The 23,618-nt window shown below is 61.2% G+C and carries 22 protein-coding genes; 5 read left to right on the plus strand and 17 right to left on the minus strand.

The window, feature by feature from the left end; genetic code table 11:
* Positions 1 to 78 precede the first annotated feature (78 nt).
* From MAB_RS24665 to MAB_RS24720, 12 genes are all read right to left on the minus strand, one after another.
* The gene (locus tag MAB_RS24665; RefSeq protein WP_005112752.1) at positions 79 to 477 is read right to left on the minus strand and encodes a DUF6262 family protein; all 399 of its coding nucleotides are present in this window, start codon (positions 475 to 477) and stop codon (positions 79 to 81) included.
* Entirely contained in the window at positions 470 to 2,725 is a 2,256-nt protein-coding gene (locus MAB_RS24670) for a tyrosine-type recombinase/integrase (protein WP_005112753.1), read from the minus strand. The genes MAB_RS24665 and MAB_RS24670 overlap by 8 nt, the downstream gene beginning before the upstream one ends.
* On the minus strand, positions 2,712 to 3,920 hold the full coding sequence (locus MAB_RS24675; protein ID WP_005112754.1) for a tyrosine-type recombinase/integrase: 1,209 nt from the start codon (positions 3,918 to 3,920) through the stop codon (positions 2,712 to 2,714). The genes MAB_RS24670 and MAB_RS24675 overlap by 14 nt, the downstream gene beginning before the upstream one ends.
* A 16-nt stretch (positions 3,921 to 3,936) precedes the next feature.
* Positions 3,937 to 5,139 carry a helix-turn-helix domain-containing protein gene (locus MAB_RS24680; RefSeq protein WP_005112755.1) on the minus strand — a complete coding sequence of 401 codons (1,203 nt, stop codon included), beginning with the start codon at positions 5,137 to 5,139 and terminating at the stop codon, positions 3,937 to 3,939.
* 58 nt (positions 5,140 to 5,197) lie between these two features.
* A complete protein-coding gene (locus tag MAB_RS24685) occupies positions 5,198 to 5,965 on the minus strand; it encodes a hypothetical protein (RefSeq protein WP_005114849.1) in 768 nt (255 codons plus the stop codon).
* Positions 5,966 to 6,328: 363 nt separating this feature from the next.
* Positions 6,329 to 7,264, minus strand: coding sequence for an NAD(P)-dependent oxidoreductase (locus tag MAB_RS24690; protein ID WP_005112757.1), 936 nt, complete (start codon positions 7,262 to 7,264; stop codon positions 6,329 to 6,331).
* Positions 7,261 to 7,926, minus strand: coding sequence for an HAD family hydrolase (locus MAB_RS24695; protein WP_005112758.1), 666 nt, complete (start codon positions 7,924 to 7,926; stop codon positions 7,261 to 7,263). The genes MAB_RS24690 and MAB_RS24695 overlap by 4 nt, the downstream gene beginning before the upstream one ends.
* On the minus strand, positions 7,923 to 9,521 hold the full coding sequence (locus MAB_RS24700) for an amidophosphoribosyltransferase (RefSeq protein WP_005112759.1): 1,599 nt from the start codon (positions 9,519 to 9,521) through the stop codon (positions 7,923 to 7,925). The genes MAB_RS24695 and MAB_RS24700 overlap by 4 nt, the downstream gene beginning before the upstream one ends.
* 20 nt (positions 9,522 to 9,541) lie before the next feature.
* Entirely contained in the window at positions 9,542 to 10,819 is a 1,278-nt protein-coding gene (locus MAB_RS24705; protein ID WP_005112760.1) for an MFS transporter, read from the minus strand.
* On the minus strand, positions 10,816 to 11,529 hold the full coding sequence (locus tag MAB_RS24710; RefSeq protein ID WP_005112761.1) for an HAD family hydrolase: 714 nt from the start codon (positions 11,527 to 11,529) through the stop codon (positions 10,816 to 10,818). The genes MAB_RS24705 and MAB_RS24710 overlap by 4 nt, the downstream gene beginning before the upstream one ends.
* Positions 11,526 to 12,386, minus strand: a complete 861-nt coding sequence (locus MAB_RS24715) for a Ppx/GppA phosphatase family protein (protein ID WP_005112763.1) — start codon at positions 12,384 to 12,386, stop codon at positions 11,526 to 11,528. The genes MAB_RS24710 and MAB_RS24715 overlap by 4 nt, the downstream gene beginning before the upstream one ends.
* Positions 12,387 to 12,887 (minus strand): hypothetical protein, encoded by a 501-nt coding sequence (locus MAB_RS24720; RefSeq protein WP_005112765.1) that lies wholly within the window; start codon positions 12,885 to 12,887, stop codon positions 12,387 to 12,389.
* Between the two features lie 231 nt (positions 12,888 to 13,118).
* Here MAB_RS24720 and MAB_RS24725 point away from each other — a divergent pair, with 231 nt between their 5' ends.
* From MAB_RS24725 to MAB_RS24735, 3 genes are read left to right on the plus strand one after another with little or no spacing between them, the layout of a single operon-like run.
* Positions 13,119 to 13,538, plus strand: a complete 420-nt coding sequence (locus MAB_RS24725; protein ID WP_005116120.1) for a helix-turn-helix domain-containing protein — start codon at positions 13,119 to 13,121, stop codon at positions 13,536 to 13,538.
* 28 nt (positions 13,539 to 13,566) lie between these two features.
* Entirely contained in the window at positions 13,567 to 14,064 is a 498-nt protein-coding gene (locus MAB_RS25265; protein ID WP_012296819.1) for a hypothetical protein, read from the plus strand.
* Entirely contained in the window at positions 14,061 to 15,275 is a 1,215-nt protein-coding gene (locus MAB_RS24735; RefSeq protein WP_005112771.1) for an MAB_1171c family putative transporter, read from the plus strand. Before MAB_RS25265 ends, MAB_RS24735 begins: the two co-directional genes overlap by 4 nt.
* Here the strand turns inward: MAB_RS24735 and MAB_RS24740 are convergent.
* Positions 15,262 to 15,702, minus strand: a complete 441-nt coding sequence (locus MAB_RS24740) for a cupin domain-containing protein (protein ID WP_005112772.1) — start codon at positions 15,700 to 15,702, stop codon at positions 15,262 to 15,264. The two genes, MAB_RS24735 and MAB_RS24740, sit on opposite strands and share 14 nt — an antisense overlap.
* A 217-nt stretch (positions 15,703 to 15,919) precedes the next feature.
* On the opposite strand from MAB_RS24740, the gene MAB_RS24745 reads away from it, so the two are divergent.
* Both MAB_RS24745 and MAB_RS24750 read left to right on the plus strand, forming a co-directional pair.
* Positions 15,920 to 16,384 carry a GNAT family N-acetyltransferase gene (locus MAB_RS24745; protein ID WP_005112773.1) on the plus strand — a complete coding sequence of 155 codons (465 nt, stop codon included), beginning with the start codon at positions 15,920 to 15,922 and terminating at the stop codon, positions 16,382 to 16,384.
* Between the two features lie 49 nt (positions 16,385 to 16,433).
* On the plus strand, positions 16,434 to 16,811 hold the full coding sequence (locus tag MAB_RS24750; RefSeq protein WP_005112774.1) for a hypothetical protein: 378 nt from the start codon (positions 16,434 to 16,436) through the stop codon (positions 16,809 to 16,811).
* Positions 16,812 to 16,951: 140 nt separating this feature from the next.
* Here MAB_RS24750 and MAB_RS24755 read toward each other — a convergent pair whose 3' ends face one another.
* The 4 genes from MAB_RS24755 to MAB_RS24770 are packed head-to-tail and all read right to left on the minus strand — an operon-like array spanning position 16,952 to position 23,521.
* Positions 16,952 to 19,492: a TniQ family protein gene (locus tag MAB_RS24755; RefSeq protein WP_005112775.1), complete on the minus strand. Its 2,541-nt coding sequence runs from the start codon at positions 19,490 to 19,492 to the stop codon at positions 16,952 to 16,954.
* Positions 19,489 to 20,565, minus strand: coding sequence for an AAA family ATPase (locus MAB_RS24760; RefSeq protein WP_005112777.1), 1,077 nt, complete (start codon positions 20,563 to 20,565; stop codon positions 19,489 to 19,491). The genes MAB_RS24755 and MAB_RS24760 overlap by 4 nt, the downstream gene beginning before the upstream one ends.
* A complete protein-coding gene (locus tag MAB_RS24765; protein WP_005112778.1) occupies positions 20,562 to 22,775 on the minus strand; it encodes a helix-turn-helix domain-containing protein in 2,214 nt (737 codons plus the stop codon). Before MAB_RS24765 ends, MAB_RS24760 begins: the two co-directional genes overlap by 4 nt.
* On the minus strand, positions 22,772 to 23,521 hold the full coding sequence (locus MAB_RS24770; RefSeq protein WP_005112780.1) for a TnsA-like heteromeric transposase endonuclease subunit: 750 nt from the start codon (positions 23,519 to 23,521) through the stop codon (positions 22,772 to 22,774). Before MAB_RS24770 ends, MAB_RS24765 begins: the two co-directional genes overlap by 4 nt.
* Positions 23,522 to 23,618: the final 97 nt, after the last annotated feature.

The following is a 23,618-nucleotide window of genomic DNA, read 5'->3' on the forward strand; positions in this document are numbered from 1 at the left end:
ACGATGCAATCGACTATGGGTGGCTGGCCGCGGCAGTCACCCAAATGTGTCCAGTGCTGCTGATCCTGCAGTTGTGTACTACCGCTGCCCGTTTGAGAGGCGGGCGATTTCGCCGTGCGCCGCTGCCAGTGCGTCCTCGCGTGCTTTGAGTTCTGCTTTGAGATTGGCCAGTTGGGTTTGTTGGGTGGTGAGCTGGCGACGTAGTGCGGCCACGATGCTGTTCTGCGAATCGGGAGCCGGCGGCGTGGGTGCTGCGAGGTGCAGGGGTGTGTGGGCGCGGATCCGTTCGAGCAGGTCGGAATGAGCGTAGATGGTCTTGCGGGTGACCCGGGCGGTGCGGGCTACAGCATTGACGTTGATCGGCTCGCCGCGTTTACGCAGATCGCGGATAGCTTTGTCGATGCGGCGGCGGGCGTCGTCGGAGCGTTGTTGGGCGTGGCGGCGCAGCCCGTCGGTGCCCGGGCTGCGGTCAGTCATCGCAGTGCCGGTGCCCGCTGGCATGGTTAATGGTGGTTTCGTGGGCACCGCGAGTGAGGATCGGCAGCTGGGGTCGGCGCCCAGCGGTAGCCGGGCCTGCGACCGCGATATCGCCAGATCTATTGTGTGCCAATGTATTTGCCTGGTCAGACAGGCGGGTGATGATGGCCTGTAGCGACGCGATTTCGCGAAGGCGCTCGCTGACCCAGACGTTGTCGTCGGTCAGCTCGCGGCCGGTGCGGTCGGCGAACTGCTGGCGGCGCCCGGCCAGGAGGGTCTCGGTGGCGGTGAGTTGATCGCGCAGATCAGCTAGGTGGGTGGCATCGGTGGCGAAGTGCCCGCACGACAGGCAGGCGTTGCCCTTGTCGCATGATTTCAGTGGCGGCAACAGGCACACCCCGTTGGGCAGTACCCGGTCTGTGCGCTTGCCGAGCTGGGTCATCTCGTAGATGTCTGAGGGGCTGATGGCGATATCGGCGCCCATCGCGCCGATCTTCTTGTGTTTCAAGAATTCTGCTTCGGAGGTCGCCGCCAGGGTAGCGGCGTAGCGTGCGGTCATTTCCGGGCTCTTGTGGCCTAGGTACCGCTGCACGACATGGAACGGGACACCGTCGTTGAGCAACTCGGTAGCGCGCGTGTGCCGCAGCCGGTGCGTCTGGGAGAACCGCAGCGGGTTGCCCTGGGTATCGACGAGGCGGTGGACGCCGTCCAGTTTCTTGAGCGCGTTCAGATACGAGGTGTATGGGCGGGCACGCTGGCCTTGGTGCTGGTGCACCATCCCCACAAACAGGTATTTGGGTTTCATGCCGGGATAGTGGCGCGAGAGCCAGCGCTGCTGTTCGCGGATGACATCGACGATCTGTTGTTCCACCAAGATGGTGGGATCTACTCCGGCGACCTTGGTCTGCTGATAGCGCAGCCGCGCCACGAAGATCCCGGTATCTGCACCGGCCGGTGCGGCGGCTCCCGGAATAGCTTGCAGTGGATCATGATCGAGCATCAAGATCTCCGAGGCCCTCCGGCCGGTCATCGCCTGTAGCAGCCAGGCGCGGGCCGCTTGCGGATCGCCCAGACCGGCCATCACCGAGATCTGCCCGTCGGGGTGGGTGAGCACGACACGTTCCTCGGTGTCTGCGCCCAGCACCTCCAGGTAGGCCAGCATCCGCTGCAAATCTGCGGTGCTATACCAGGTCAGCTCGCGGGACCGGTGCGTTTTGCGCGGTAGGTAGGCCGGTGCCCACAGCCGGGTATGGCTGATCCCCAACTTTTTCCAGCGTTTCTCTCCGGTCGCGGCGGCGGCTTCGGCGCCGTGATCGTGCATGAAGGTGTAGAACGCTTGCACCTGGTACTGGATCTCGGCCACCAGGTAGTCGCTGAGCGTGCCGGATTTGGTGGTGGCCTCGGGGCTGCGCAAGTAGGTCAGAAAATCCATGAACACCGCACGCAGCTGCTCGGGATCAGCGGTGATCAGCGGGTCATCGCGGTAGTTGTTGTGCTGGCAGAACAGGCCCAGATGGCGGCCAAGGGTTTGGCATCGGCTCACCGCGGTGGTCCAGGTGAACAGCTGATGGGTGATGGCGGTGCGCATCCAGAACCGCAGCCCTTCACGCAGCCACACTGGTTGTATCCCAGCGAGTTTGAGTACTCGCTCGTGATGGGGTTCGTGCTCGCGTTGTGGGATTCGTGGGTCGATCCGCAGGTCCCAGGTGTCATAGCTCCACCACGGCGCCGGGGTGCAGCGCACCGCCAGCAGCGTGTGTAGATGCTCCACCGTCCATTCCAGATTGCGGCGGTAGGAGGGGGTGGGCAGGCGGTGGCGGCGCTGCTCGAAGAGCACCGTCGCGTGCCGCACGATGTCGGGGACAGTGATGTCGAGCAGGCTGGCTGGCGACCGGCCGCGACGGCGCCGGTATTCGGCGGCGGCTTCGGGCAGGGCCTGGGTGAACCAGACAATCTTGGCCGGGTCGATCCGGCGCAACCCTTCACGCCAGCACGTGTAGACCCACCACGCCAGCTCGTGAGCGAACCGGGGCGGTCCGGGCGGGGTGAAATCGTAGCCGTCGTAGCCGGGAGTGGCTGTGGTGTAGTAGCGGTTCTGCACGAAAACCTCGTTGAACGGGGCAGTGTCGATTTGGTACACCGGCGCTCGCCACGCGGCAGGCACTTTCGCCCATTGCTGCTCCCACGCCGGATTCTCGGCGTACCTGGGGTCGAGCTGCCCGGTGGGCGGCGGGTCAGTTGGGGGCATCGTGCAGGCCCTTCCATCCGGCGGCGTAGTTCTTCCACTGCGCCGCGGTGCGCATCGCAATGTCTTCGGTCACCCACCCGTAGATGGACAGTGTGGTCTGGATGTCCAGATGCCCCAGCCGGCGCATCACCACATGGGTGGGCACACCCGAGGCCAGTAGTGCGCTGGCATGGGTGTGGCGCAGCCAGTGCGGCGACCAGCCCGCCGGGAGAAGATCTTTGGCTGACCTGTTCACCGATCGGACCTTTGCGTACACGGTCTCGGGGCGCAGCGGTGCGAACAGGGTGCCACCGGCGCGGTTGACGAACACGAAATGGTTGTTTAGATCCGGCACTGTCATGTCCGCACCGGCATCGACCAGTTGCCACACGTACGCCGAATACAGGGCCTCTAGATCGTCTCCGACATAGATCCGACGCGGCTGCCCTTTGACCCGCACGCCATGCGGATGATCCTGGCGGGCAGCCACATCGATCCACGGGGTGCCTCCGGCACCGATACAGAAATCCTGGTGCCGCAACGACAATGCCTCGCCCAGGCGCATCCCCGTCTCGGCCAAGGTGGCGAACAGCAACCGGTCCCGCAGACCGGCCTGCGATCCTGACCATTGCCCGTCGGTGTCCTGGATTGCGCACGCATCAAGGATCAGCTGCACCTGGACGGGCAGCAAGATTGGTGTGCGGCGGGCGTTCTCACCACGAACCCGGTAGATGGGCCGGTCCCGTCGCGGCCGCCGCCCCACCCCAGCCAGCATCGGCACATAACGGGAGCGGCCACGCTTGCCGAGGGACCCATAGAGCTTCTGATAGGGCACATCAAGGTTGTGGGCGTGCGCGTGATAGCGGTAGAACGCCAGCACTGCGGCGGCCCGCTGCTGCACCGTCGCCGCGGCCAGCCCGCTTCCCTCAGGCCCGACTCGCGCGGTCCCGGGAAGATCCCCGGTCCGCAGATATGTCAGGAAACCGCCGAACAGTGAGGTTGAAATCTGTGTCCATCCGGTCCCGGTGTGCTCCAACAGCGTCCACCAAGCCGCCAGTCCCGCAGCGTAGGCGCGGACCGTGTGTGGCGATGCCTGGTCATCACGCAGGAACGCGATGTACTCCGCGACCGGCGCGACCGGCAGGTGGTCTGCACCAACCACCGTGTACCAGCGCGAACCATCAGCTGCATCAAGCACCCGCTGAACCCGCGCCACCGCCAGCCCTGCCCGCCTACGCCCGCCGCCGCCGGTACGCGGCGAAATCGGCGACACCACCGGAACCACGCGGTGACGGCGGCCGCGGGGCGCCGGTGGCCGGCACGGCCATACGCTGGCCGACCAGAAATTCCTGCAGCATGTCCAGCGGCCACATCACCCGGTGCGCCATCAGCGCTTCCGGCGAGCTGACCCCGAACGCAAACTCGATCCACTTGCTCATCAACCGAGGCCGCTCAGGTTTACGGTCATCCCAGCCCGGCTCCGTGCGTCCCCAGGTGAACCCGGTATCGGCGTTGATCCGCGTGTACAGCTGCGTGCGCAGCATGTCGTAACGCTCAGTATCGAGTGCCCCTGAATCGTGGAAATGCCGAAGCAACGCACCCACAGAGATGCCCCACTTCTGCTTAACGGGAAGCAAATTCAGCAGCGAGGGAGCCGCCTTGACCGACTGCGACACCGCCGCGAACGGCGCCAGAAACTCCGAAGCGAACCGCGACGCCTGATCTTCATGATCATCGGTCAACTCCGCGACATTGGTGTGCAGAATCAGATGCCCCAGCTCGTGCGCCAATGTCCAGCGGGTCCGTTCCCACGAATCAAGCTCCCGTAACACGATCAGCGGGCGCTCCCGGAACTCGCCCACCCAGGTTGAGCAGCCCAAGTGTTTTTCTAGCCGACCCCGCGAATTGTCCTCCGGTGCGCTGCCCCCGAACCGCTCGTAGCGCATCACCACCGGGATACCGCCGCGTTCGAACAGATGGGTCAGATCACCGATCGGCACATCTCGATCGACACCCAAGCATTGGCGAGCGTGCAGCGCAGCAGATACAGGGTCCGGATCAGGGGCCGCGCTGATCTGAACAGGCGGCAGCTTGTGGCGCCCGTTCATCTCCAGCAGAAAGTCGCCAGAAAGCGCGATGAACTGCGCCATCCGATTCTTCTCGGTCTCTGTCGTCGATTTCGGAGCACGAAACAACAACTGATCAGGCTCCACGCGACACACCGGCACTGACGTGAAAAACAATGCAGGAACCCGTAACACGTCCATCAAGGCGGCCAGCTCGCCCTCGGAGACCTGTGCGGTTTCCGATCGCTCAAGCCGCGACAAACGCGCGCCGGACCAACCCACCGCCTCCATCACGTGCTTCGCTGTCAGCCGTCTCATCAAGCGGGCCTGGCGCACCCGCAAACCGAAAATTTCCACCGTCTTCGTCATAGCGATCCCGATTCAACACTAAGTGTCGTGACGCTAACCGACGGGTGTGACAAACCCGTCACGCTGGTGCAGGACCAGTACCCTCTTCGCCGCCCTTGCCGAAGTCCTCGAAGTCGGTGTCGGACGTATCTCCTTGCTGAGCAACCGACTTCGGCAGCGGGGTAGAAGCCACGATAACTGTGTTCGTGCTGTCGTCGATACCGATCACCGCCGCCAAATACACCTCCAGGACATGCAAGCTGTCCGGGCTCAACGTCCATAACACGAACCAGTCGTAGCCGGTGGGCTTGCGTTCGAGCTGGTCGAACTCCCCACCAAAGGTGTACTGCCCGTTGATGACTTCCGGCTCGGACTCCCTGTCGCACCCGGCTTTGGCCGCAGCCCGCTCGGCCGCACGTTGCGCCTCGGCCTGCGCCAGCTTCAGAGCCGCCTCTCTCTGCTGCTTTGAGGGATACACAACCAGCCGGTCGTGCTCGGCCACCACCTTTGATGGCGCCTTGCGGATCCGTATTCCCTCCCCGCCCCGGCCATCGTCCAAAATCGCCGACATGCCTTGACCGCAACGTGTGGTCAAGGAACTCTTCGGTGCCCTCTCCCCATCGGGCAGACCGACACCAGCCTCGCGGTCGGTGCGCACCTTGATTAACAAGCCTCGCACCGACGTGCAATGCAACTGGCCGTGCATATCGGATGGATCCGAGAACACCGACTCCCACAACGCGGCAGTTCTCAACACCGCCTCGGCCACGTCCTTGCGCACCTGCGAAAGCGCTACGTGATGCTGCCGCACCAAGGTGTCGCACTCCACCTGTACTTCTAGGTTCATAACCGAAGGATTCCATAGGTGTACCTACTTCGCAATAGGTACACGCCGGTTTCTCTTCAGCCCAAATATTGGGTATCACCCACATAGTATACATGTATATCATAGATAAATATAGTGTGGGACAACATAATTGGTAGTAACTTGCTAACCAAGTTACTGATAAGCCATTAAATCAACAGAATTAAGACGGCGCGGTGCCAGGGCTCATGTGCGGATTGCCCTGCATTGCCCTGGCTTTCCTACGACCGGGTCGCTTTTAGGCGACTCACACTGACCAGAGATAGCCGAGGTTATCGGCGCGTAGCCAGTGGTTTTCGCATCGAGACCGATCACCGGCACATCACGTCGGAAGAGTTTGTCGTTTCATCCCAGTTCGGGTCTGGTCGCTTTCTGTGAGTGGGTCGCCAAGTTCGGCAGAGTTTTGTCGGCCAAGCCGGCACGGCATGCTTCCTGGTACGTTTCGGATGCCGCAGCCAGGGAACGAAGGCTCAATTTGTTTTCTGCTGCGGCGTCTACGGCCAGACGGATATCTTTGGCAGCGTTCTCTAGGGAGATGGACAGCACGGTGGTGTCCTCTTCTAGGAGGTACTCGGTTATTTTTTGGAATATGCCGCTGTTTGTCGATCCCATGGAAACGATGCTGCGCAGGGTATGAAGATCTACGTCCATGCTGGCGGCAAGTTGGCATGCTTCTGCTACCACCGCCGAGATCCCCATGGTCATTGCGTTGTAGACGATCTTCATCTGGTGTGCCGATCCCACCGGGCCCACGCGGGTGATCGTTGCACTGTAGGCCGAGACGACGTCGATGAGTCCCCGGAAGTCGCCGGTGCAGCCCAGCATGCTGTTGAGGGCGCCTTGGCGGGCATGTTCCGGGGACCTGGTTACGGGTGCGTCGACGAATCGGATGCCCAGAGCGCCAGCCTGCTGGGCCAGTGCGATGGTTGACTGCGGCCACGCGGTGGTGGTGTCCAGAACTACCGCTCCCTGACTAAGTGCGCCGAATAGTCCCCCGTCTTGACCGCAGACATTCTCGACTTGCGCGCTCGACGGTAGGGACAGCACTACTACCGCACATCCGTCGGCTAGCTCGGCCAGTGAGCGGCTTTCCGTCGCTCCGTGGTCGATGAGTTCGTTTGTTCCTGATCGATCTTTGTTTGCGATTACCCGCAGTTTGGCGCCTTGGCGTAGGAGGCATAGCCCTATTCCTGTGCCCATGCGGCCGGCGCCAACGAGTCCGACTGCTTGCCCGGACAGATGCGGCTTGTTCTCGATCCGCAGTGTCGTTGCTGCTGTCATAGCAAGTTCTCGCGTGTGAGCACAGCCAGGAGTTCGTCGTGGTCGTGCACGACGTGATCTGCTCCTGCATTGCGTAGTCGCGATTCTGAAGCCATGCCGCCTGTCATCGCGACGCTGGTAAGCCCCAGCGATTGGGCGATGCGGATTTCCTCGGGGGTGTCGCCGACGATCACGGTGTGCTGCGGTGAGATGTCTTGTTCGCGCATATACCGCTGCAGCATCTGGCCTTTGGTGAAGCCTTGGTATTGAGATTCCCGGCTGGCGTAGGCCAGGATGTGGGCGATCTTGCTCTCGACACCTAGTAGAGCGATGTGCTCGCGGATGAGGTGTTCGATGTGGTTACTGAGAATCAGCACATCGGCTGACTCTTTAAAGGCCTCGAGTGCACGCTCGGCGCCAATACGCAATCCAGACGTGGCCGCTAGCGGCTGGTAGCTGCCGAAGAACAGCTCGTTGTCGTTGTCCTGGGCCGCGGCCGGTAGCCCCAACTTTTCGTAGAGCCTGCTGAACGGGAATTCGCATATCTCACGCAGTGTTTCGGCGTCAATCTCGGGACGCCGGAAATGGGTAAGGATGGTGTTGATGGATGTGGTGAAAGCGTCGGCATCATCTAACAGCGTTCCGTTCCAGTCATAGACGACAGTGAGAGGCATCCGAATCACCCCACCATCTCTTCTGGCGCACAGCGCTGTTCGAGGATCTGCAGGTACTCCTCGTCGGCGCGTACTTGCCCGATCGGGGTCGGCATCCGGAAGGTAAATGGTGAGCAGTCGTAGTCGTACTCCCCGCCGGGCAGAACGCGCGTCAGCCGATGGAAGGGCAGGTAGGTGACGCGGGTGACACCTATGTCTGTGGCGACCAGTGATTCGAAGAAGCTGAGCAATTGTGGGTCCCTGGAGTTCAATTCGAGCCAGGGCCGTTCCGGTTTGAGCGCAAGGCTGCTCCAGATCTGCCAGAAAATGAGCTCTTCGAGTGAGTTGACTCCCAGTCCGTAGTAGCTCGGGGAAATGAAGGGCGGCGATCCCACGACCCAGTGCACTGAGCGTGCGCCAGCGTCGAACAATAGTTGCGCTACCGCCCGGCTGGTGTCTCCGCGGATCAATGCTTCATCGACAACGATGACGTTGCGGCCGGTGACATCGACATCTCGTAGGCTGTATTTCCGTTCGATCAGCGCTTTGCGCTCACCTGGGATGCCGATGAGGGTGCGCTGCGCCAAGCCGATTTTTACCAGCTCTTCTCGCACAACCGCGTTCTTGGGCGCATGTGTCTGCAGATACTCAAAAAGTCCATCTGCGTAGGGAATACCCGTCTTGGGCATGGACGCGACGATAAGGTCCTCTGTGCCGGCTAGTGTCTGGCCCAGCAGCGCTCCCAGTTCGAAACCTATCTTGCGGCGCGTCTCCCAATGTGTCTCGCCATGAAATCGGGTGCGCGGGTGCCCCAGATAGAGGGTCTCAAAGACACATTTCTTGGGCCGGTGAGCTGCCCTCCCGACAAATTGCACCTGGATCTGGCCGCCGCCTGCCGATTCGATGACAGCGATCTGGCTTGCCTGCAGCTCGAGGATGCTACCGGTTTCAGCGGCGGCACTATCGATCTCAGAGGCCACCGCGATCACCTCCGGGCGCTGCCACACACTCAACGGGCGCAAGCCCTGCCAGTTTCGGTACGCTACGACAACCCCGGCATCGTCAACAAGTACCGCGCTGACCGCACCGTCAACTTTGAGGTCGATTTCCCGGAACACCTCTGCGTAGTCGGGCCGCAGGCCGCGGTTGACATACTTCGACACACAGATCTGCTCCACCACCCGGGTGAGGATTTCCACATCCGATCCCGCCGAGATTTTCACTCCAGCTGCTGAAAGCTCTTGCGCTAGTTCTGAAGTGTTCACGATCCCGCCGTCCATGGCCACGTGCAGCGCAAATGGCCGTCTGGGCTGTGCCCCGGTTACGGGCTGATCTGAGGAAAACGGCTGGTTATTCATGTCTGCGCGTGTTTGGTGAACGTGGCCTAACAGTGCGCGCATTCGCTGACCGCCAAGGCCTTCGGCGATCGCGCCCTGGTCCAGGTTGGCCGCGGGCAGCTCTGAGAAGTATCCGGATTCGGTCCCACTGACTTGTTGGGCGATCAGTGAAAATCCTCGCTGCCCTCGATGAGCGAGCTGGGCGATGATTTGGCCTATCAGGCCCGTCTGCTCCGCTGGTTCGATCCCGCTACCTGCTGCCGTTGCCAACGCTAAAATGCCGGCCATCTCAAACCCCGATTTCCTCGTTACTGTGAACTGGTGGAATCTTGCGTGGTCTCGAACGTCCCTGTGCGGACCTGGCGGTGCTGCTCTGTTAGGCCCGCACGTTGGAGCGCGACGGCGATGGCTGCTCCTAGTCCGATTAGTCCAACACACGCCAGTGCGGTGCGCGCGTTGAAGATTTCGACGATCTGCCCGCTGACCAGTTGGCCTACTGCGGCACCGACTGTCATGCTCGTCAGAATCCATGAAAAGCCTTCGGCCACTTGCGTGTTGGGTACTACGTGCTGCAACGCAAGAGAATAGGTCGTTGGCTGCACGGCGATCAGAGTTCCGGCGATCAGGATCAGGGCGCATGCACCCAGCGGCGCCCGCGGAATTGCTGAAGCAGCGATCAATGCTGCGAATGCGGCGAGCAATGCGGGCACCCGGTTGGAAACCTCCGCAGGCCAAGGGCGCGTTCCGTAGAAGAGTGCGAACAGGACCGAGGTGATCGTCCACCCGCTGAGCACCAGGCCGCCCAGCCCTGGTGAGGACTGGGTGCGCAGCGCCGCTGGGATCGCGACCTCAACACCGCCCAGGCAGATGCCCAGTCCGGTGGCTGCGGTCATCAATGCACGTAAACCCTTGTGTCCGAACAATTGTCGCAGCCCGGCAGGGTGTGATGAGCTTTGCTCCGAGCGTTGTCTGGGGGCGGGCCAGCGGCGCACTAGAGCGCTGCGGCAAAAGCCTATGGTGCCTACTGCCATCAGGGCGGCGCACAACGCGAGCCCGGTGAGCGTGCATCCGGCGATGGCGAATACGCCCGCTAGGCCTGGACCGATAATGAAGAAGGCCTCCAGGCTCAGGGCTTCGTAGGCAGCTCCTGTCTTGATGTAGCCGGGGTCGGTGACAACCCGCCCCCAGAGTGCCCTCGAGGCGGCGGCGACATTCGGTTGGCACATTCCGACACCGAACGCGCAGAGCAGCCGACAGGGACCTGGCCACTGATGTTCAACAGCTAGCGCCAGCAGCAGTACGCAGAGCACGAAGGCTGCACTGGCTGTCAGTAGCGGCTTCCCCGGGCCGGCGGCGTCGATGATTTTGCCTTGCAGCACAGCGCCTAATGCTGTGCCAATGAGCATTGCGCCCGCAAGCGCTCCTGCCCAGCCGAACGATCCGCTGCGCGCTTGTGTGTAGAAGAGCACTACCAGGCTGATCATGGCGTAAGGCAGTCTGGCCATGGCCGACCACACCAACGTCCAGCGATGCTGCGGGGTGGCCAGCAGTGCTCGGTAGTCCTGCAACGACACACCCGCGCTCATCGCGGCACAGGCTCCTCGAATGGTCGAGGCGCCGTGAGCCTCTGGTCGTCGCCGAGCAGCGTGGCGATGGCGTCAGTCAGGTTGTCGGCCACAGGGTGTCCGGTTTCCTGCAGTTCCTGGCGTCTGGTCATTCCGGTAGTGACCAGAACGCATTGGGCGCCGACGGACTGGGCGGCCAGGGCGTCGTCAACGACGTCTCCGATAAGCACACAGGCTTCTGGATCGATATCCAGGTCCCGCAAATGGGTGCTCAGGTAGCTGCTCTTGGTTCCGCCGGCAACTGCGTCTTTGACACCGTCGATCCGATCGAAATACTCATGCAGCCCGAAGTGGTGGACCTGACCGGTGACGTCGTCGTGTAAGCCCATCGAGAGGACCGATTGGGTCATGCCAATACTTTTGGCTCTGCTGAGTGCATCGTGTGCATCGGCCGCGGCCTGGCATGTCGCCACATTTCGGCGGTAAGCCTGGTGGTAGATGTTCTCCACTACGGCCCAATCTTGCGGTGCGCGAAGGTCGCACTCCAGGATCTTGCCGTAGCAGCGCCACAGAGGACGGCACAGGGCCATCTGCCAGGTCAGCATGTCGATCGCCGGCCGGCCGAAATGCTCGCACACGGCGTTAACCGAGTCGAGCATCGCCGGGTTGTCATCGAGCAGGGTCCCGTTCCAGTCCCAGACGATGTGTCGGGGTGCCGCGTCCCGGCTCATGATGAGACCGCCCCTGGCAGCGAAACGTCAGGCGTGCGTGCCGTTTCGGCGATTTGTGCAGCAAGGCCGTGACCTATGTTGAGGTCAGATGGCACGAACCGCTGCAACCCCGCGTGGTCGAGCAGGGCAAGAACGATGCAATTAGATGCGATAGCGCCTTTCATCCAATTCGGGTCAAAGGGCGAGTCGTGTACGAGTTCGCCCACGCTGAGCTGTTCGAGCCTGTCCGCCAGGTCGGCAAATGCGTAGCGGTCGCAATAGCCGTCTACAAGTGGCACCCCGAAGTGGCGCAGATACGTCAGTTCCCCACCCGTGTACACAAACTGACGAATGTCCTGCGGCAAGGAGGCGGCCACAAATTCCCGGCACCCGGCTACGTCCCGGGCTTCGGGCTCACTGAGCAGATTGAATCCCCTGTTCAGATCGACTATCCCGAACTCCAGTAGCCATGTCTGAGGGATGCCGGAGGCACCGAGCACCATCTGGATACTGCCGCCACCGACATTGACGATGTCGTGGGAATACTCGCCTTCTGCTTGGAAAGCCGCCGAAATCAGCGCAGCCTCCTCGTCCTGAGAGATGACCCGAAATGGCACGCCGAGAGCGCCACAGCTAGCGCTGACCTGCCCGGCTAACTCGCCGTCCCGCCGCATCGCCTCGGTGCCAAACGCCGTGATCTGATGTTCGGGGTGGCGCTGTTGGGTCCTGAACAGTAGATCTTTGAGCAAGGTGTTCGGGGCATGCCCCTCGACGTCGCCTCCCCACGGATCCCAGGTGAGGGTTTCGGAAAGTTCGACGGTCGCGCCCAGTTTGTAGAGCTTGAGGCTGTGGCTGCCCACATCCAGGATGAAGTCCATTCAACGTCCCTGGGCGGAAGGGTTTCCGGCCGAGATCAGTTCGGCCTCGTGTACCGAGCGAGTCGGGGCGGAGTTGGCGGCCAGCGCCGGCACTTCGTGGCGGGTTGCCCAGTCTGGGAAGACATCGGTCAATAAGCGGCAGTAGACACCGAGATTGGGGTCCTCGACGGGTTCGAGGGTCAGGATCTGTACACCGCACGCCACGGCATACCCCATTTCCAGGACGGCGGCCCGGCCCAGGTAACCACCGACGTTGGCGACCACCAGGAAAGTGGAGCTACGGATCTTGGCGAATACCGAGTCTTGCAGGGTACGAGGATCAGTCACGGGATCCTCATCGAGCAGGATGAACGTGTCCTGTGTGCCGTCGACGATTCCCTCGCTCACCGGTGCCTGCACGATAATCTCGCGGCCCTGCAGAAATTTCTTGATCGCGATCATCTGCCCGAAATGCTTCCCATACGAGCCACTGATGACCGTTCTGAGCATGTAGTTGTCCATATGTCCTCGCCTCCGTTCAGGCCGCCCCACGACGGCATTTAGTCTCATGTGATCATCATGCGCTAGTTCATTCATATCAGCTCATGCCGGGACACTACACACGACGCGCAGTGGTGGGCAACTGAAAAATCATTATGTTCACTATCGCGTTCATCTTGGTTTATAGTGACGGGGCGTGCCCTCCCGCAGCACCCTGCGACAGGGTAGGACTCAAGTGCAGGAGCGTCACGATTGTCGAAACCCCAGGAAGATGGCCCTCTGGCCCGCAAGATAGACCGTTTGTTCGATGTCATTCGGCGGGAAAACGGTGAGCAGCACAGTCATGAAGAAGTGGCGCGGGCTTGCCGGGAGTCATCAGGCGAGAGCTTCTCGGCGACCTATCTGTGGCAACTGCGCACAGGTCGGCGCGACAACCCGACCAAACGCCATCTAGAGGCCCTGGCTGAATTCTTCCAGGTTCCCGTGGCCTATTTCTTCGACGAACAGATTGGTGCCGAAGTCGACTCGGAGCTCAAGTTCCTTGGGGCACTGCGCAACGCAGGGGTTCAGCACCTCGCGCTGCGCGCATTGGAGCTATCGCCAGCGGGATTAACCACCATCACCGACATGCTTGAAGTCATCGCCAAACGGGAAACAGATAAGGCCCAGTAGGCGACCGAACACCGGGGAGGAAGCGTTCATGGAAACGAGCCTGAAGCAGCAGTGCAAAAGTCTTGCGCGTGCGTTGGATCTGTGCTCGGCCTGGACGGTGTCCGATCTGGCATCTCGGCTTTCCGAGCTAAGGGGGCGCCCCCTTCATATCGAGGCCCTACCCCACGGCCAGACTGGCCCGGTGCCGTGCGGGCTGTGGGTCGCGACCGAGACCACTGACTACATCTTTGCCAGACAAGGTGCCAGCAGCCTGCACCACAAGCATTTCGTCCTGCACGAGGTCGGCCATATGATCTGCGGCCATCAAGGGCTCGACATACCCGCCGGGCTCCCCGCGCTTCTTCCTCATCTCAAGCCTGAGCTCATTCGGCGGGCGCTGGCACGGACCACGCCATATTCCACCCCACAAGAACGTGAGGCCGAGTTCTTCGCAGACCTGCTCTACCGCTCGTCGGCGCAGAACCGCACGGGGCGCGAGGCCGACGAACTGGCGCGGCGAGCGGGCGGAGCGATGGGAATACTGTGACCGAACGGGAATACGGCCTCGCTGTTCCCGAACTCATCGAGATTTTCTGCTTAACATTTCTATGGCTCGTTGTCCTGGTGCGTATCCCAACGATCCGAGGGCGCAACGAACGCACGATGTGGTCGGCTCTTCTATTGGGCGCTACCTCAATGAGCCTGCAGATCACTTTCACCTATGAACTTGCCGTACATCTGGTCGGGCGAGACCTCCTAGGCATTAACCGCGACATAGTAGCCGACGTTATTGGGCTTTTCGCTGCGGCAGCAATATTTAGCTTCGTGCTCAAAGTGGTCGGAAAAGACCAATACGCTCGTCTCACGTACGGCGCCGCTCTCGTGGTCACCGCGACGCTCCTGCTGATCAACCACTATTTCGACCAGCGCACGCCGACCGGATCGTCCCAGGACTCAGCAGCCGGCACGGTGTACTGGCTCGTCCTTCTTCTCTATCATTTCGTCGCCAATAGCTGGTGTTCCTACATCTGCTGGCGCTGCTTTGCCAGAACCCGTTCATCGCCCTTGAGAGTGGCTCTGCTATTTTTCTCCGTCGGCACGGCCATGGCGGCGCTATACATGCTCGTGTCGCTGATTCATTTCTTCATTCCGATCAATTCGATCGCGCGATTCTTCCCACTTGTCAGGGCTACCGAGGCACTCTTGTATGGGGCTGCGGCGGCTGTCCCGATCGTGACGTCAATGTCACGATGGGTCCGCGCATCGGCGTGGCTATCTCAGCTCTACCCGCTGTGGCGGGATATCACCAAGAGTGTGGACGGCTTAACACTCCATAAGCCGAGAGGCTACTTGCTGTATCTATTTCTGGCCTGCACGGACCAGCGTCAAGGTCTTTACCGGAAAATCATCGAGATCCAAGACGGGATCCTGGAGCTCAAGCGCTACGTTCCAGCCGAGACGCTGCTAGCGGCAACCCACTACGTACAAGCGCAAAACCTCGGGGACAATGACGTACGCGCAGCCGCAACCGCCTGCTGGATCACATCGGCATTACACAACAGATCGCAAGATCATCAAACACTCGCCGACCACGAGGACCAGCCCCAGCAGAGCGCAAGCTTATCTACCGAAGCCGCACACCTGAGCAAAGTAGCGTTCTTCTATTCCTCGCCGCTGCCTACACAATTCGGCGCATTCCTTCGGCAAGCACAGAATGTGCCACACACAAACCAGAACCCTTCGATCACGCAAGCGTGAAGTCATCGAAGTGAAACCCCGGGCACACCACGCAACTCACAAGCACCTCATGGTCGCCCGCGGGCCGAGCTGTTTGCCAATGCCCACCAGGAATCAACGCTTGCGGACGCTGACCGGATCTCACATCTGGCCCCAGCACGACCGACCGAGCTTCATCGTCAGAAGCTGGCCCCGACTCGTTGACCACCATTTCAAGTGGCCCTCCGGCATGCCAGAACCACAGTTCATCAGAACGCACCACATGCCAACGCGACTCGTCACCAGGCGTGAGCAGGAAATAGATGGCAGTACCGCTTGGACGCTCATGCCCACGGCCCGGAACCTCGAAGACCACGTCGCTGCGCCAGGTCTCCCCATACCAGCCGCCCTCCGGATGTGGGGCCAGCCCAAGGATTCGTGCAGTATCAGGAATCTGTTCATCTACCATCGCAGTCTCCATAATCCCGGCCACAAGAGGCCATCAGCTCTGTCACAACGGCTTTCGCTCCCGCAGGCTAGCAGCCGGCACATCTCGAATCTGTCGTTCGGCCGCTGGTGAGAGACGTCTCTGCCCACACCTGTAATTTCTACCGCGCCCACCGCAAACTGCTTGCCAAAGACTGCACCATAGGCGATTCACTCAGGCTTGAGGTTTACTGCAAGACGTGGCGCTCTCGATCACTCCGGCCGATTTCCAGGACATCGGACTGCTGAGGTTCTTGCAAGCTCATCTGGACGACATCGCGCCGACCACACCAACAGAAAGCCGGCATGCCTTGGACGCCTCCGGACTCCAGCACCCCGGAGTCCGGGTATGGGTGGCTCGCGACGGATCCGACCTGGTCGGAATCGTTGCGCTGGCCCGGATCTCCGCGCAGCACGAAGAACTCAAAAGCATGCGCACTGCCCCGCAGCGACGGGGCCAAGGCATCGCCTCACAGCTACTTCTTCACGCCCTTGATGACGCCAAGCGGCGCGACGTCACAAGGATCTCATTAGAGACCGGGAGCATGGAATTTTTCGCACCTGCCCGGGCGCTCTACCGAAAACATGGATTCACCGAATGCGGCCCCTTCGGCTCTTACCGCCAGGACCCCAACAGCACCTTCATGACCACGCCTATCCACTAATCCAGGCACGCGGTAGCTATCAATTGTCACCGACAAGGAGGCCGACAAAGTGCTTTATGTCCGTTACGAGTCACCTGTTTCGAACAGCCGTGGCGAGAACGTCGGCGTTTTCTCAATCGCCAACGATCTTGCCTGGTCTGGTCGGCTCAGCGAGATTGACTGGTCTTGGTGGCGTTCGAACAACGACTGGCTCAACGCGGCATACGCCGATCCCGCGACCGTCGACGCGACCTTGTTCGACAAAGCAAAGAACCCCGCGGTCAGCTGCTGGTTCAAAAGCACCGCAAATCACCTGTTAGACCGCGTCCCCGGCTATCTAGCGCTTCTCGAACGACATGGCATTGCCTGGACCGTACGCAGAACCAGCGAACCTGGCCGGATCCTCTACCGCGACGACGTCCAGGTCGTCGTGGCTCCCTTCCGCTGAAGTCGACGAGTAAGCCGCTCCCATGCAAATTGCCGACCAATGCGCCCGTGTGTCAACAGCGCCGAAAGGCTTCCTAAGGCCACGGTTCTCCCTTGAGAGGTGGTGCACCGGAGCGGGTGGTTGTCGGCAGAGCCTGTTGGTTAACGCGTCCAGTCTTTGATCAGCTCGATGCCTGAGGCTGTGGGTGTCATGGGGTGGCCTCGCCGTGCCCGCTGGTACAGGCGGACTCCGAGTTCGCGTTCCAACCGATTGATCTGCTGCGTTAATACTGGTTGTGTCGTGCTCAGGGCGGTAGCCGCGGCATGCAGGGTGGGGTAGCTCATGGCTTGGGTGAAGCGTGTGAGCCGGTCGTGGCCGCCTGGGCTGTCCAGCGCAGCCCTGATGCGGGCAGGGTAAGAGCGTGCGGCGCGGCGCAGTTGACCATGGGCGCGGTGGCTGGCTGTGCCTCGAGAGCGCAGCGTGATGTGGTGATAGCGTGCCCATCGGCGCACCGTGGTGGGACTGACGGCTGCTAACGCGGCTATTTCGGCAATGGTGCGGTGATCTCGGATGTAGTGGTGCTGCAACCATTCTCGTTGACAGATGCGGTGACTGCGGGGACGTCCAGGCGGGTTCAGCGGTGTATCGAGCGCGTTGGCCATGCGGGCGAGGGTTTGTCTGCTTGCGCCGGCATGGCGGGCAAGTTCGGTGATATTGGGTGGGGTGGCCGGGTGTGCTCGGATCAGAGCTGCGGTGCCGTTCTTCAGATCGTGTAGCCGTATGAGTTGGTGTAGTGCTCTTGGTCCGTTGGTGGGTCGTGGCGTCGCCGGGTTGGTTTCTAGGATGTAGCGCACCGTTTCGGTGCGTAAGCACAGCTGCTGGGCGGTTTGTCGGATTGTGCTGCCGGCCTGGATTCGTCGATGGATGGCACCGGGGCGGATACGGTCCAGGTTCGGGCCCGGCAGTGTGCCACTGTCCAGGACCGTATTGGGTGGTGGGGCCGATACAGGTTCGCTGATGTGTTGTTCTTCAAGGAATTCCTGTGCGGTGCAGTGGAGTTGACGGTGCAGATCCGGGGTCAGTGCCGAAGGTAGTTCGGCTAAGCGGCGGCGGAATGCTGGTTGTCTGTTGAACCAGGGGGCCGCCGACGCAGGTCCTCCGCTGAGTTCGGTGAATAGCAGGCATCTGAGCAGTGGGGCCGCAGTGCTTCTTGTATCGGCGTCGGTGGTGCGGCAGATTCGGGCCCATTGGCGGTCGGGTAACAGGTTCGTGTAGTCGAGAGCGCGTCGGCGCTGATAGTCGATGACGGGGTGCTGGTCGGCGAGGTGTTCGGCTAAATCGGTGACCGCGTTTTGGATGCCGGTCCAGTGCCCGCTGGAGCGCAGCTGCACCAGAGTGCGCGATACTGCCGCCGGGGTGATCGCCGAACCCAGTAGTTGAGTGGCCTGGCCGAGGGTGGCGCGGGTGCCGACCAGTAGTGTCGCCACAGACAGTGCCGCCCGCACCGATTCGTATTCGATGTTGTTGGGTTGCATAGGGATTGCCCAGTTAGGCCACAGCAGCGCTGGTACTGCGCGGGCGATGCGGGCGAGGACAAGCTGCGGTCGTTGTGGGCGTTGGGGCTTTGAGCTGGCCACGCGATAGCGGATCTGGTCACTCGGGGACAGCCAGGGCGAGACCGCGGCCAGTTGCACTGCGGTAAGCGTTTTGCTTGTCGAGATACCCCATGTCGCTGTCGAGGTGGCGCTGGCTGCTCGCCCGTGTCGGCGGATCGTTTCGATCAGGGTTTGCAGGTGCCGGCCAGCGGTGTGCACATCGGGCGCCGACAGTACGCGAAGCGCGTCGGTTAAGGCCAATGCCGGTTGCATCGCGGAGACCTTCCGTGCGCCGAGAGTGTCATCGGCCGGGTCGATCTCACAGAGCTCCTCGCCCTGCAGCCCGGGCTCATCGCCGCTGCCGCTGTACTGGCGGGCCAGTCGGGTAGCTAGTGCTTTGAGATCAGCCAGAGCGATCCGAGCCGCAACCGGCGCGTTGCGGTACACGCCCAAATCGGCTGTCCCGGTGGCAATGATCGTGTTGATGCACTGTTGGGCGTGCAGGATCGCATCGTCACCGTCGAGAATAACGGCAGGTGACCGACGCAGGTCTTTTCCGCAGATCTGCACATGTGGTTGCTGCTGCAGGCGATGCTCGCAGCAGCAGGGTTGCGGGATCGCCGCCGCGTAGGGGGTTAGGCGCCGCGGTGGCCTTTGGCAGTGCGGGCAGGTGTGCGCGAGCAAGCATCGATGCGTCAAACAAGCAAAGCTCCATCCCAGCCGCCAATGTAGTTGCCAGCGGCCTTGTGTGTCGTTCAGACAGTGCGGGCAGTAGCGGGATCTGCTGGCGTAGTCACGGATTCCCCCCATATCGATTAGATGCGGCTTACGGCCCAGGGTGATACCGACATATTCAAAACGGGCCAATGTCATCTGCTGCAGCACAGCGGGTTCGATCTCGGTTGCCTCGGCCATACCCTGCAACTCGTGGGGGTGCAGTCGTACCGTCCATCCGCAGCGGCCAGTGTCGCGGCTGTGGTGGTGCAACCCAACGGCTCTGAGGATTTGGGTCCAGGTGACGTCGTTGCGGTGGGCCAGTGCAGTCAGCCACGATTGCAGGCTTTCTCCAGCGATGGGTTCAACGCGGATCGGCAACGTGCGTGTCATTGCCGGCGCAGACGTCGCGTGGAATTGCGGTGTGCAGCCTCGCGGGCCCCGCGTTGTCCTTCTGCAGCGAAGTCAATGGGCACGGCATCGAGCAGTTCTTCGGTGAGCGCTTCGGTGCCCGTGCGTATGGCATGCAGACTGCCGCGGTTGATCAGGGTCATCAGCGATCCGATGTGTCCACCGGTTCGCCGGTACACGTAGTCCGAGAGGGTGTCGGCCAACATGCCTTGATGTTTATTCGCCAACACGAGACGCTGTTCGATGGCCAGGAGTAAGGCGCGCCATTGCTCTCCGGTGTCAGTGTAGGGGTCCATTGTCAAAATGGTTGTGCGGCGCCCGGTTTGGGCGAGCGTGTGGTCAACGCCTCTGGGGAACAGACCGATGTTTTCCAGACCGATGCCGACCAGGAGCAAGGTGACGGGAAATTCGCTGGTGATGAATTTGAAATGATTACTGACCTCGACACCATTGCGGGACCGGGGCTGTAGGAAATGGACATCGTCAACGATCAGTAGGCGCACTTGACAGCTTAGAAAACAGTCGAGTGCACGACGCAAATACTGGGCGGCGGTACCTCTGTCGGCGCCGGGGTGAGCGAAGAATTCCAGCAAGGCGCGGTTGAAGTCGCGGATGGTGGTACTGCCCGTCAGAGTGATCCTGCATACGGGCCACCGTTCGTGACCGCCGGTGGTGCGTGGGCCGTGGGTCTGGATTTGGCTGAGGTGGTATTTCTTACCGAAGTCCTCGACAGCGGTGGTCTTGCCCAGTCCCGCCGATGCGCTCAGAGCTATCGCGTCTTTGGCTTTGTCGCCGTCTTGCTGGTTGCTTTCCAGGATGAGATCGAGCATCTCCTGCACTGCTTTGAGCTGATGGGTTTTGAGGACACCCATGTTGGCGTGCCAGTCGGCGCGGCGGGTGTTGTATTGCGCTGCCGCACGTGGGCTTAACACGGCCAGTTCTGCGGTGGTGAGCTGTTCTGGTTGTCGGCGCGGGGCGGCTACAACAAAATCGCGCCACCCTTCCTTGCGGATCAGGGTGATGTTCTGCAGGTTTCGGCGCGGCTGAGGGCTCATGCTTCCTCGAGTGCGCCCGCATAGAAGTCGTCGAGCTCATCGTCATCGTCGTCGTCGCTGGCTTGCGCGGCGGCCCGGCATCGCGCTGCGGTGCCCTCTATCTGTATGTCTGCGGCTATAGCCGAGGTGCCCTGGGCTAGAAGCGGTTCCGGTGCCGTATCTGGTGCGAGCTGGCCGGTTTCCGGGCGGGAGGGCCTTGGTCCAATCTGTTGTATCTGGTAGCTCAAGGTGGCGTGGGGACGTGACATCCTTAGCGCAATACGTTTTTCGGTCGTGCTCGTGCCCATACTCAAGTTCCAGCCGCTGAGCAGTTCATCGAGGATGAGCCTGTCATCGAATTCCTCGTGCTGCTGTGCCGCTTGACGGCGCAGGTAGCTTAGTCGTTCATCACTCATCGGCATATTGAGCGCGTCGGCCAGCTCCCAGGTCAAGGTGTGCCAGCGGCGGTTGTCTGGGTGTCGCACATAGACGTATCTGATGTCGTCGGGGTCGCTATAGACAGGCCATCGGTGGCGGCCGTACGGGCTGGGCAGATTAGCTAGTTCGCCCAGGATGTGTGTCTCGTCCTGTGGTAATCCACGATAGATCCGGTTATCCACTTGCACCCCGTAAGGCTGGATCGTACGCAGCTCTGGTCGGAGGAACTCATAGGCCAGATCCGGGTCACGAGGAATTTCGATGAAGCCAGCGCCCGCTAGTCCGTGTTCATACATCTGGGCCGGGCTCATCCGAGCCGATGGCAGATGGGGGTCCACCAGTCCGCTGTGTGGCCGGTGGTGGTAGTAGACCGCGACCCATTGGCGTAGCAGTTCTTCGAGTTCATCGATATACAGCTCTGCTTGTGCCTGCGGGTCCAGTCCGCGCGAGGCGATGTCGGGCCCTGCATAGCCGGGCAGGAACTCCAATACGCCTTGCCGGACACTGCGGAAAAACCGTTCGACGGGTCCTTTGTCGCGGCCCTCCCCTAATCGGACGGGCTGAATCGAGATGCCCATGCGTGCGCACACGCTGTTGATGTGTTCGGAAACGTAAATCTTGCCGTGGTCTATGACGATGGTTTCTGGCACGATCGCGGGTCCGCCCGACCGGGTCGGCGGACCCGCTTGTTGTTCGTGTTTTTGTGGATATTTGGCTCCCGTGTAATCGATCGCGTCCGGGTCGATTAGCACTGAACGTGGGACACCGTGTTCGGGCCAGCACGCGTGATCGGGCCAGTTCGGTCCCGCCGGCAACGGCCGGTACAGCTGGTACAGAACAGCGGCCACATCAACAGCTTTTGTTGATACGGGCGTCAGCCGCAACGCGGTGATGCAGCGGGTGTACCAGTCCATCGCGACGGTCAGTTCGACGCGTATTGAACGTGAGGTAGCGGGATCGTATGCAAACACATCCAGTGGCGTGGTGTCCATCAGCATGAACTCGCCGGGCCGGGTTGGTTTGAGCTTGCCATAGGGCTCCTGCGGGCGGCCCGCGATATCTCTGTTGCGGGCGGCGCTGAGCCGGAAAGCCGGATACCGTGTTTCAAGTATTTTAAGCACCTTATAGGCGGTTGTTTTCGACGGTATCTGGACCGATCCTGTGCCGTAACGTTGTTCTATGCGTTTGGTTGCTTCCCACATCACCAATTTGCGTGTGCAGCGTGATTCGTTCGTACGCTCGACCATCACCGCTAATGCTTCATCCACCCAACGTTGATCGACACCTAGCTGTCTGGGCTTGCGATGATCCACCAGGCCGGCCTCACCGAATCTGCGGTAATTACTGACCCATCTCTGCACGGTGCGCACCGAGGTGTTGAGCTGTTCGGCCTTGGCCTTGTAGCGATCTGCAAGCGCACCACACGGGTCGAAACCGGGACGGGGTTCGTCGGGTTCCTTGATGTGTTCACTTCCCCGGCGAAAGCCCGTTAGCACCTCACGCACATGGGCAGCCCGCTCACGGACCGTTTTGAGTTCGGCCTTACTGAGCTGCGCGAGCATCATCGCCGCAGTCTCTTGCTCATCGTCGGCGGACGGCCCGTCCTCAGTGGGGATCAGGCGGGCTCGCGAAGACTGCAATAGTTCTTTTAGCGCCACGTGCATAACCTCAAGGCCGTTCGATGCGATAACTTCCGGCCCCTTTGGGGTGGACCGAAGCTGCACAACATCGATGATCTGCCCCTCGTAAACAAATCTGGTTCCTATGCCGAACCGCTCAGCTCCGGCGGTCACGGTGCCACTCGCGTTATCAGGGTCTGTGAGGTCATCGGGCGGCCCAAATCAATCAGCAATTCGTGGCGCCACACCATGTGGAGCAGCGCCGCCCGCACCCTCGGTGGCGGATGCTGCACACAGGAGACCGCCTGACCGATGGTCAACCCGTCCAGGTTGCAGCCGCGAAGCTCCTCAAGCACCTGTGCCGACACCGACTCTGACCGCCTAAAGCCCGCCACAAATCTCAAATTCAGGCGTTCCATCGCGGGCGGCTCCGACTGCACCTCGAAGCTGCAACCCATCCGCGCACCAACATCGCGCATCCAGGCCAGCGTGTACGCAATCTTCGGCTTCTCTAGAAGCTCACGCGGTTTGACATCCACAATCACCAACCCGTCGCCGGTGAAAAGCAAATAGTCCGGGACATGGCGGCGGCATTTACTGTCAAGAGCGATTTGCACTAAGAATGGCTGCGCGACGATACGGCGAACCGACGGATCGAAGTCGGCGCGTACTAGATGCGCTAACTCCAAACGCGACTCGTACACCACGAAACCCGACTCAGTCGTCGACCAGTAACAACCCGAGTAGTGTTTCTGGCCCCGATGCCAGCGGAAGGTCCGCCACGGCTCAGCTTTGTCCCACATTGACGAGTGCACGTCACTCGCCGCAGATTCAACGATCTCGCCCCCAGAGGCTCGCACGCTCACACGTGCCGAAGACCACTGCGGTTCACCTAGACCCGTATAGCGATAGGACACCATCGAGGTCACCTCGGTCCTGAACCAAACCTCCCCACCAGTTCAGACCCAAACCGACACATCAAAGAGCCGAAAACCGACCCCTGACAACAAACTGCGC

The sequence above is a fragment of the Mycobacteroides abscessus ATCC 19977 genome (genome assembly GCF_000069185.1).
Taxonomy (GTDB): Bacteria; Actinomycetota; Actinomycetes; order Mycobacteriales; family Mycobacteriaceae; genus Mycobacterium; species Mycobacterium abscessus.